This is a genomic window from Tateyamaria pelophila, from assembly GCF_019966495.1.
Classification (GTDB): Bacteria; Pseudomonadota; Alphaproteobacteria; order Rhodobacterales; family Rhodobacteraceae; genus Tateyamaria; species Tateyamaria pelophila.
Genome location: NZ_JAIMIA010000142.1, coordinates 1 through 10,085 on the forward strand (window position 1 = coordinate 1; position 10,085 = coordinate 10,085).

The following is a 10,085-nucleotide window of genomic DNA, read 5'->3' on the forward strand; positions in this document are numbered from 1 at the left end:
CCCCACTTCAGAATCCATCTCGCCCTCACAGGCAAGAGTGACCGTTCACGCCTTCAGTTCCAAACGCGATTCCCCTGATAGGCAAAGAGAACCTTTCAACGCCGTGAATTGGTCAACAATGTGACAAGAGCTAAAGATCGGTGTACTGGGTTGGAAATCATCTATTCGACACCATTGTCAACTTTCAACGGTGGGGTTGCAAGGCCGGCTTTAGGAAAGCTGCGCGCAGCGCGCAACCGTTCCTGCAACCGCGGCTCTGGGCCGTGCCTGCCGGGGTAATGCGACTGATCTAGAAAACATGCTGCGACCGATCTAATGGCGGCGACGAGCCCCGAGCAGACGCATGCTGCTGCGTAAGATTTCCGACGCGCGCTTGCTTCTCCGATAATTGCCTGCTGACAAGCCGGTCCACTTCTTGAATGAACGGGAAAACGCTAGAAGGCTCGGCAATGGAGCTGGCCATGCTAGCCGATGGGCAACCTGCTACCAAACGACCGCCGATGGGCTGAAGAGACTTACCGTCCGGGCCGTGGATGCTCAGGCACGCGGCCAAGCTGCTAGGACTGGGCGAGTCGGAAGTGGACTGGCTGCTGGGGCGGTAATACATGGTGGGGAAAACTCGGCATTCTCGTGCCAAGAGTTATTCCAAACGGACCAATGTTCTGTGTAGCTCCACCCAACCAGTCACGAACCGCTTGATTTGGTCCAGAACATGGTGGTTGAGGTTGTCGTTACTCGAAACTGACCAGTGCATAGGTTGGCCAATGGTAGTTGTATAATTCCATGCGGGGTATTTTCGAGAAAGAACTGCTCCCATCATGTAGGTCACGATACTACCTATGCAGAGACCGTTCTCCAATCGCCTAGCTTGAACCGATATGGTCATGATGAGGGTATTGTCTTTTATCATTGCTTCGACAAATTCAGCCTTCTGACGGGCTTCGACTATCTCAAATCCGGCAATCGCCATTTGGTCGTTAGCATAGGTTGTCGCTTCGCCAATGTTGGTCCAGCAACCTTGCGTGGCGCTATCGCGGACACGAGCGAACGCGCCATCAAAGTCAGTTGGTTCCAACGTGAACTCTTCAGCCGCAGCGACTGAAGCAGTGCAGATTGCTAGGCTGGCGATCATTGCTTTCAATCTCATACTCGTACCTTTTTTATTCGGTGATCACTGAGGTGGTGCCGTTTGCACCATAATCCACACGAGCCGCAAGGCCATCCGTGCAACTTTCGCTCAGAAGTTTCTCTGGCGCTAGCCTGTAGCGAATTGCAGTTTTTCGCTTTCGCAAGTCATTCGAAAGCCTAGCCATGATCGGCAACTTTGTCCGCGATCTGTGATTCCGAACGTCATCCGTTTTCGCGGATGCAGCGAATGTCCGAACTCACGGGCCGCATCGCAGCATCAAGGACCCTTGGTGGATGACCGCAAAGGGCCGTGCCTGCCGGGGTAGTGCGACTGATCTAGAAAACATGCTGCGACCGATCTAATGGCGGCGACGAGCCCAGGGCAGACATGGTCCGGCACCGATGCTCGCAGATGCAGCAACTCAGCTGAGCGGAACCATCGGCTGCGCCGCAGAAAGAAAAGCCGCCGTTGGTGCAATCCGCAGCAAACTCGCCAGGAGCTATGACTGGGTTGTGGTCAGAAATGACCTTAATCGCAATCGCCGCTGCCAGTCCATTGCAGCGTTTCAGGGTTAGATTTTTTGCACCAAATGCAGCCGTTCAATAAAAGCTCCAGTATTTAAAGAACTTCATGAGTTTGCAAAAGAAATAACAGTTTTATCAAGTGCGTCTCGATCCTGATTGTTCACAGGCCCTAGTCTAATTTGTGATAATCGTGACTGGTGTGTTGGCCAATAGTTCTTGGAAGGTAGTGCTGCTGCCAGTTTTGCCGAAACGCGGATTCGCATTCAGACCGGACCCAATGAGTTTAACCACGTTAGGGGAGCCGGCAAACTTCGAATGGCTTCCAGAGCTGGAATCTTCAACCTGTCCAAGATCGATGACGGTCACCCCAAATTGTTGTTCCAGCAGCATCGCGTCAGCGGCTCCTACGCGCGGAACGCCGCCCGCAATTCGACGTGACAAACGCAATGCTGCGTCGTCCTCTGATATCAGGAGGTACATTTTCTGCGTGATCGACGGAGGCAGAGCCGCAATTTGAGTTTGGAACACATCAATGTCGATGTCAGGTGATGCGAGTACGATATTGTCAATCCTTACCCCTTTCCCAAGTCGTCCTGTATCCTGTTGTTTCACCAGCCCTTCCATGGTGAGAAATGTGCCCATCGAGTGCGCGAATATATCTACACTCTCAGCCCGCGTCGCGTTGAGGATTTCAACCATATTTTTGAGTTGCGCACGTGCAACTAGCGCGCTGTTGAGATCATACACATAACGGCTTCCTTGTGCCGCTGAGGCCCAAGTGAACAGTATTGGTACGCCCTTATAGCCAGTGTCTTCAACGAATTGCGAAAGCCTGAGAACCGCGTCGCTCGCCGTATTGTTAAAGCCGTGAATAAAAATAAGTAGTTCTCGATTTCCTGGCTCACGTTTGGCGAGTTCGCGATTTATCTCTGCGATAAAGGGCGCGTCACTGCCATAGACAAAAGGGTTGACGACTGTGAACTCAGTTCGCGGGTCCGGCGGTAATCTCGAGGGCCTTTCCAGCACACCGGTGACATGGCTCGGCGGCACCGTCGCGTCGACCGAGGCTAGGCCTAGTTCTGGTGCCCTGTCTGACGAATAAAATGCGCCGACTACATCGGACGCTTCTCGGGTCGATACTATGAACATGCGTTGTTTTGTAATTTCAGAAACGGAATCGACCGGGACATCCGGGTTGCTGATGCCGATAATTTGTGGCGCTCGTGCGCATCCAGCCAAAATCGTGAAAAGGAGCGTCAATATGATGGATTGGCTGATAAAGCGACGGTTCATAGCATCTTTCCAAAGGACCTGGCATGCAGTGATGCAGATACATGTTTGTTTCGACATACCATAGGCAGAACACCTGGTGCCATTCCGTTGCTACGTTCCCAGATAAAGCCAACAGCGATTATAGGCCTGCCAAGAAGGCAAGTCTAACAACGTGTTCCAATATCTGGTTTATCGTAATCTTTTGTCATTTTTAACCAACGGTCCGCCAATTGAGCGTTGGATCATAGTTTTGAATGGCCACTTTCGACCCAGTTAACGACCATAGCGGCAAACTCGTCGCGCTTGTCCTGATAGGAGAAGTGCCCGCAGCCTTCAAATATCTTGAGTTGGCTGCGCTTAAATCGCTCCTGCGCGCGATGTGCCGTGTCGATCAATAGGAATATGTCGAGATCGCCCCAAAAAAGCTGCACAGGAAGGTCTATCTGAGACAGATACGGATCGATTGTCGCCAGATTCTGAGGGTAGCTTTTAAACCATTCCGTTATCGGTCCGATGCGTCCCCTGTAGGATTCCACGTAATCAGCAACTTCCTCGTTACTCGGTGTATAGTTAACATAGGCGAGCTTGTTTCCGCCCCCAACGAAGGCGCCGGAGCCCGTAACGCGGAAGACTGTCCGCCAGAAGCCGGAGTCCACAGCTTTGTTGATTATGCTGCCATTTGCTGTTGGCGAAATGCAAGGGCCGTCGCCGACAATCAGACTGCTCAGTCGGTGGTCGCGGTGGATTGCATAGTGTAGAGCGACTGGCATACCGACATCGGGACCCACAATGTGGATGTCATGAAGGTCCAACTTACGCACGAAGGCGTCCAGAATCTTGCTCTGCGCCTCGAAGGTCATGACCTCGTTTCCGCCCTCGCTTTTCCCGAAGCCAGGAAGATCGAGCGCAACCAGTTGACAGTGCTCCGCCAGAGTTTCCCATATCTGATCAAAGCAGATAATGCTCTGAGGCAGAGGGGACAGCAAGAGAACAGTCGGACCACTGTCACGACCACCCCGGGCATAGCGCAGGCGTTTCCCTTCGACCGTAATAAACTCCGGCTTCATCACGAAGGGTCCAGAATGCGCAGATATGCGCGCCTTCGACGCACGCGCCGCAGCCTTGACCCTCGAGTACTCTGGTGTCACCGCAAGCAACACGTTCGCGTTCAGTTTATCGAACATGCTAAGCGGATCTTTTGTAGCAGCCATGTCAGTAGTTTTCCTTGTATGTCATAGGGCGGCGGGCACCGCAAATTGTCAGGTCATCTGTCTTCAGGAAAACCGAACCATGGGCTCCAGTCATCACGGACCTCGACGATCCCTTTCTCCTCAGCCCAGCCCTCGTAGAGCGCGACCATCTCGACGAGCAGCTCTGGCCGGTCAGCGTCGAGTGGTGTTGTCTCGCCGGGATCATTGCGAATGTCGTAAAGGTGCCATGCGCTATCGCCATACATGCCCGTGCGCACACGGCTTGCCTTGAAGTCGCCTAGTACGACGTAGCCGTTTCCGAAGAGTTCGAAGGCGTGCCACGCGTCCGCGGGCCGAGGGCTCTCGGCCGTTCCCTCAAGCCATGGGCGTACCGAGACACCAGATGGCGGTTTGATGTCGCGCTCTCCAAAGGCGGTGCCAGGATGCGCCACCCCCGCGTAGTCGAGGATGGTCATCGGCAAATCCTTGACCGAGGCGAAGTCGGCGGTCTTCACCCCGGTGCGGGCGAAGTCCTCCCCGCTAGGCGGCAAAACGATCATCGGCACACGCACACCACCTTCGCCGATGAACCACTTCCACCACGAGAGTCCGCCCGTGGCCGAGTTTGCCATATCAGTGCCAATATAAGCGTAAGAATTGCCGCGACCGATATCCTCCTGCGCCGAGCTGAAATTAGCGTCGATCCACTCATTCAGAGCTTCGCTGCTCAGTACGCCGTCTCCGTCGAAGCCCTCGGGGCCGTTATCCGACATATATATAATAAGCGTGTTGTCTCGCTCCCCGGTTTCTTCGAGGTAGTTCAGCATCAGGCCAACATGGATGTCCTGGCTCTCCATCATCGACGAGTAGACGGCCATGCTTCGGGCCTCCCGCCGCTTCTGTTCCTCGCTCAGGTCGTCCCACGAGCTAAGCAGAGGATTGGCGTCCGCATCCGGAAAAGGCGCGTTCTCGGGGATGATCCCGTTCTGCTTTTGGCTCTCGAAACGTTCGCGCTTAAGGTTGTCGTAGCCCATCTCGTAATAGTGCTGCTCGTATTTGGCGATCAGCCAGTCGGGAGCCTGCAAGGGCGCATGCGGCGTGGTATAAGCGACGTAGGCGAAAAACGGTTCATCGACGGCGCGCGCCTCTTCCAGAAAGCCGATCATCCTGTCGGTCCAGAGCGTATCGGAGAAGACGCCGACCGGGCGTTCCACCTTTTCGCCGTTCTCGAAATATGGTTCCTGTGGAATGCGCCCCGCCTGAACCTCTGCCATTACCTCTGGATCGGCTGTATCGAGGTGAAAGACGCCGCCGTTCCAGTGGTTCGCCCCGCCGGTGTAGATCCCGTAGCTGCGGTCGAAGCCCCACTCCTGCGGTCCTTCGCCGCCGTGACGGGTCCCGCCCAGATGCCACTTGCCGACCATCGCGGTGAAGTAGCCAGCCTCCTGAAGAAGTTCTGCGACGGTCGCGGTTGTCCTGGTCAGATAGGCCTCGTACCCCGGCCTTCCCTCGGCCGGTGGATATTGGGTGTAGTCGAACGCGCCCAGGCCGATCTCGACCGGGTCATTCCCGGTCATCAACATGCCCCGTGTGATCGAGCAAACTGGCGCGGCATGAAAACGGGTGAAGACTGCACCCATCTCTGCCAGAGCGTCGATGTTCGGCGTCTGTGTGACCGATCCCGCGAAACCAAGATCGCCGAACGCGACGTCGTCGCCGACGATGAGAAGGATGTTAGGTCTAGAATCAACTTCCTGTCCAAATGCACTTGTCGCAAGAACAGCGGCTGCAATAGCACTTACCAGAGTTGCCGTGCGATTTGTTCTCATCTTTATCTCCGTCTATCTAGTTAGAGCGCTTTCGGATAACGAAAGGTCTTTGACCAAAAAGCACCTAGTGCCGGTCAAATCGCCGTTTCTTGGGCCGTTCAGCGGGCTTCGCTACGATATTCTGTCGGTCAATTGTAAAAAATGTAGGGGAAGTATACGATTTCGGCACGAATGCGTGGCTTTCTGAGGGGACGTCATGAGCACCGCCAAGAATAGCACTCAACAGGTATCCGTGAAGCGCCAACTTAGGGACGCTGATGAGTTGGTCGGATCATTTCGGGGATGGAAAGGCAGCATTGCGCAAGTCTCGCGTGGCAGCTTTTACGGCTCCTTGGCGATGGCGGCAGGTCCCAACCTTCGCGCATTCTCAGCTGAAACAAATCAGGCACTTCTGACACGTGGTGACGCGGACTGCGATTGCGTCACCTTTATTCCGGTCACTCGAAAAAATGAGAGCACCAGATGGCGTTCCACGTATCTGGAACCGGGCCGCCTGCTTATTAAAGGTTCCGAGATCGGTTATCATAACCAGACCGAGCCAAACTCTTGCATTACAGGGCTGATTCTTAGTAACAAGTTGGTTGAACAGGCTGTTGCGATACTGGCTCCGGACAGGGCAGAACAAGACTGGACCACTTGGTCGGCTCTTCATACAGATCCCCGGGCAACTTTTTACCTTGAACGTCGGATCAGCGAGCTACTGAGTTCGAATGAAAGCAAAGGCCAAAGTGCCTTCGTACGGGACGTCGAAGCCGATATCATACGTATCCTGTGTAATACACTTGTCACGGCTGGTGGGGATCCACTTAAGGTCCGTCCTCACAATCGGGCCGAATTGGTCTCACGAGCAACTGCCTACATGCACGACCGCCTGACGGAACAGATCACAGCGATGGAGTTATGCCGCACATTTGGCGTGAGTGACCGTCTACTTCGGGTTGCTTTTAATGAGGCGCACGGGATGGGGCCGCTATCATATTTTCGCGTTATGCGTCTAAATGCAGTAAGGGATACCCTGCGCGCGAAACGTGGCCGCGACGAAACGGTTGCAAGTACATTGGCCGCAGCGGGTATCACGCGCCCTTCGGCCTTTGCGGGTGAGTATCGTCGCCATTTTGGAGAACTCCCTTCCGAGACACTTGGCGTCAGAGGGTGGAACGGCGTTCAGTCCATGACCCGAGCAATCGCTTAGCTTTGAGTCGAAATCGACCTTAGTTTGGCTGGGCCAAAGCGAGTGTTGGCTTTATGCGGCTCATGAGACATCGGACATAGGAACAGCGAACGGCCAGATTGGGTTTCTGCCATTCAGCCCGTTGTGAACGGCCGCTTCGGGGAAATCTCGCCGCAGTGTCACGCTACTATCAAGTTCTTGATCCGTCGAGTTCAACGAAAATGCGCTGCACTTGCATCGGGCGGCTTCGTCCGCGATCTGTGAGTTCGCCGTCAGCTCGATTTCGCGTCCGCAGCGAAAGTCCGAAATGACGGGCCGCATCGCAGCGGTGGCATGGTGCGGTGAATGGCTGCAATGGGCCGTCCTTACCGTCGGCGGCGGCACCTGGCGAGCAACATGCTGCGACCGATCTAATGACGGTTCTGAGCCCAAACCAGACACGCTCTGTTTCTGATGCTCGCAAATGCAGCAATTTAATTCGCCAAAACCATCCGCTGCGCCGCAGCCAAAAAAGCGGACGATTATCCCGGTCGTAGCGATTTCAGAAGGGTTTATGACCGAGTTGCGGGATTAAATCGCCCGATGCAATCGCAGCATATGCTGTTTCCTAGCTTCTTCCGATCCTGTGAACAAAGCGCTGCACTCAGCTGGTTAACAAAGCGGTGTCTACCAAAAGCTGGTCAATCAGTTTACCCAGCAACTGGGTTCTGCTCTTGACGTCCGCTTTTCGGTAGATCGAATTGTTCTGCGACTTGATTGTGCCGACGCTTGTGTTGCGCAACTCGGCTATTTCATTGACTGACATACCCTTGACCGTAAGCAGGGCAACGTCCCTTTCCGCTTCGCTCAGCTCCCATCGGTCAAATTGCAAATTAAGCATCTCGAAGAACTCACCTTGAGCGGATCTCAGCACTTGCTGCATTTCCCGATAGTTTCGTTGGATTAACCTGTAGCTGTGCCAAATGAGCAGGCCGCCAACAAAGAACCCGAGAAAAGTGACTATTGCGATTATTTCATGAACCAGCCAACTAGCTGTGAATAAGTAATAACCTGAAATTTCACCGATCAATTCTGACAGAAACACCAATGCAGAGGCGACGTAGACCACTACCCCTGCATTGAATGCTATATCGGTTTCTCGTTTCTTGCCCAAAGCTCAAATGCCTAAGCTGCTGCTTGGCGACAGGGTTCAGTCATCGTCGCCCTCGCTATCATCGCCGCCATCGTCGCCCTCGCTATCATCGCCGCCATCGTCGCCTTCGCTATCATCGCCGCCATCGTCGCCCTCGCTATCATCGCCGCCATCGTCGCCCTCGCTATCATCGCCGCCATCGTCGCCTTCGCTATCATCGCCGCCATCGTCGCCCTCGCTATCATCGCCGCCATCGTCGCCCTCGCTATCATCGCCGCCATCGTCGCCTTCGCTATCATCGCCGCCATCATCGCCCTCGCTATCATCGCCGCGATCATCATCGCGCTCGTCATCGTCGGCCTCGTCATCATCATTACGCTCGTCATCGTCGTACTCGTCATCTGTTTCGGACCTATCGCGCACAATGGTCCCTTCTTTGCCGAGCACAATTTCACGCTCGATTCCAGGGCCCGTCGCTTCAAACCGGGTGTTCCCGAATAGTGTTCGACTGATCTCTATTCGCTTGAACCCCTGTTGTGTCAGCTGCTCAATAATGTCCTCTTTCGAAGTTTGAGCAAGTGCAGTGCTTGCCATGAGTGCAAACGACGTACTGATCAAAATAGTTTTTGTCGGCATGATCTATCCTTCAGGTTGGGTGCGACCGAAGATGAGCACGAAAGCAGCCTTCGTGGAATATAACTTTGGATCAAATGGGCTCAGATCATCCAAAGTGGCATTTTCCGGTGAAGACTATTTTCGGATACAATTGCCGGGCTAGACTCAGATAAATCTCGATCACGACCGCTGCGCGTGTCAGGGGAAAAGCTATATGCCAAGAGTAGTTATCCGATATGAACTTTGCCGATAAACGCGACAGAAAGGCTGAACATGATCAAGCAAACCCGATACCAAAAGCTTTTTTCCACACCTTTGATGCGGTTTCAGGTGCAAGACTGCGCGGTTCTGAATGCGGCACTGCTGATGGAAGGAGAGCAGATGAGGGCAAAGAGCGGGGGGGTATCGAAATCTAATCGCGGAGGCTGGCATTCCAAAGGTAACTTGTTCGAAAACGAAGCGCCCAGCATTCAGAGGCTTCGAGATGCCGCGCAAGATGCCGTTTTTGAGGTCACTCGGAAGGTCAATTCGAACTTCAAGCCCGAAGACTTCAGTCTAAAGCTATTTGCATGGATGAACGCCAACCCCGCCGGAGGGTATAATGCGCCGCATATACACCCAGGCGCACATTGGTCGGGCGTCTACTATGTTGCACAGCCCGAGGTTGAAGAGGGTTCGTCCGGGATGATTGAGTTTCTAGATCCGAGATCTGATCTGGAACACTGGAAAATTCTCAATGCAAGCACCTTCCGACCAAAGTTAACATTTCGGCCCTCAGTTGGTGAACTCATTTTGTTTCCTTCGTATCTGATGCACTGGGTTCACCCCAACCAAACCAAAGAAGAAAGAATTACTATCGCCTTTAACGCAACATTTCGGCGCTCGAAGCAAGCTGGCTTGGAAGGCAGAGGTGGTCGCAGGATTTCGGACCAGTAGTTAAAGTGGATTCCTGTATTTGGTGACCATCACGGATTGGTACAGTCGAAAGGTGCTGGTTTTAGCTGAGTTTTGCCGAGTTCAATGACCGCTTACGGTAAGTTGCGCTGCACTGCCGCGACGGGCTTCGCGACTTGGCGGTCTAACAGTTGCCAATTTCGCTGCGCCAGCATCGGGCAGCTAAGTCCGCGATCCGTAAATTCACTTACCCCGACATTCCCCAAGTGGCCTGCCATCTGACGCGAAGATCGCCTGATCAGGCCTGCGGATCAAGTATCTTTTACCTC

General features: G+C 53.9%; 8 protein-coding genes. 2 read left to right on the forward strand and 6 right to left on the reverse strand.

What is annotated here, in order from left to right; translation table 11 throughout:
- Nucleotides 1-640: 640 nt before the first annotated feature.
- The 4 genes from LC354_RS23955 to LC354_RS23970 all read right to left on the reverse strand — a co-directional run bounded on the left by LC354_RS23955 (nucleotide 641) and on the right by LC354_RS23970 (nucleotide 5,944).
- Nucleotides 641-1,147 carry a hypothetical protein gene (locus LC354_RS23955; protein WP_223428497.1) on the reverse strand — a complete coding sequence of 169 codons (507 nt, stop codon included), beginning with the start codon at nucleotides 1,145-1,147 and terminating at the stop codon, nucleotides 641-643.
- A gap of 680 nt (nucleotides 1,148-1,827) precedes the next feature.
- Nucleotides 1,828-2,946: an alpha/beta hydrolase gene (locus LC354_RS23960; RefSeq protein WP_223428498.1), complete on the reverse strand. Its 1,119-nt coding sequence runs from the start codon at nucleotides 2,944-2,946 to the stop codon at nucleotides 1,828-1,830.
- Nucleotides 2,947-3,167: 221 nt separating this feature from the next.
- Nucleotides 3,168-4,136: an alpha/beta fold hydrolase gene (locus tag LC354_RS23965; protein WP_223428499.1), complete on the reverse strand. Its 969-nt coding sequence runs from the start codon at nucleotides 4,134-4,136 to the stop codon at nucleotides 3,168-3,170.
- 53 nt (nucleotides 4,137-4,189) lie between these two features.
- Entirely contained in the window at nucleotides 4,190-5,944 is a 1,755-nt protein-coding gene (locus LC354_RS23970; RefSeq protein ID WP_223428500.1) for a sulfatase-like hydrolase/transferase, read from the reverse strand.
- Between the two features lie 196 nt (nucleotides 5,945-6,140).
- Between LC354_RS23970 and LC354_RS23975 the strand changes: the two genes are divergently transcribed.
- A complete protein-coding gene (locus LC354_RS23975; RefSeq protein WP_223428501.1) occupies nucleotides 6,141-7,136 on the forward strand; it encodes a helix-turn-helix domain-containing protein in 996 nt (331 codons plus the stop codon).
- A gap of 622 nt (nucleotides 7,137-7,758) precedes the next feature.
- Here the strand turns inward: LC354_RS23975 and LC354_RS23980 are convergent.
- On the reverse strand, nucleotides 7,759-8,268 hold the full coding sequence (locus tag LC354_RS23980; RefSeq protein ID WP_223428502.1) for a helix-turn-helix transcriptional regulator: 510 nt from the start codon (nucleotides 8,266-8,268) through the stop codon (nucleotides 7,759-7,761).
- Between the two features lie 36 nt (nucleotides 8,269-8,304).
- Nucleotides 8,305-8,883 (reverse strand): hypothetical protein, encoded by a 579-nt coding sequence (locus tag LC354_RS23985; protein WP_223428503.1) that lies wholly within the window; start codon nucleotides 8,881-8,883, stop codon nucleotides 8,305-8,307.
- 252 nt (nucleotides 8,884-9,135) lie between these two features.
- Here LC354_RS23985 and LC354_RS23990 point away from each other — a divergent pair, with 252 nt between their 5' ends.
- A complete protein-coding gene (locus LC354_RS23990; RefSeq protein WP_223428504.1) occupies nucleotides 9,136-9,798 on the forward strand; it encodes a 2OG-Fe(II) oxygenase family protein in 663 nt (220 codons plus the stop codon).
- Nucleotides 9,799-10,085 lie beyond the last annotated feature (287 nt).

Excerpts from the sequence above, each read along its gene's own strand:
- LC354_RS23955 (WP_223428497.1), bottom strand. The coding sequence starts at position 1,147 with ATGAGATTGAAAGCAATGATCGCCAGCCTAGCAATCTGCACTGCTTCA.
- LC354_RS23960 (WP_223428498.1), bottom strand. The coding sequence starts at position 2,946 with ATGAACCGTCGCTTTATCAGCCAATCCATCATATTGACGCTCCTTTTC.
- LC354_RS23965 (WP_223428499.1), bottom strand. The coding sequence starts at position 4,136 with ATGGCTGCTACAAAAGATCCGCTTAGCATGTTCGATAAACTGAACGCG.
- LC354_RS23970 (WP_223428500.1), bottom strand. The coding sequence starts at position 5,944 with ATGAGAACAAATCGCACGGCAACTCTGGTAAGTGCTATTGCAGCCGCT.
- LC354_RS23975 (WP_223428501.1), top strand. The coding sequence starts at position 6,141 with ATGAGCACCGCCAAGAATAGCACTCAACAGGTATCCGTGAAGCGCCAA.
- LC354_RS23985 (WP_223428503.1), bottom strand. The coding sequence starts at position 8,883 with ATGCCGACAAAAACTATTTTGATCAGTACGTCGTTTGCACTCATGGCA.
- LC354_RS23990 (WP_223428504.1), top strand. The coding sequence starts at position 9,136 with ATGATCAAGCAAACCCGATACCAAAAGCTTTTTTCCACACCTTTGATG.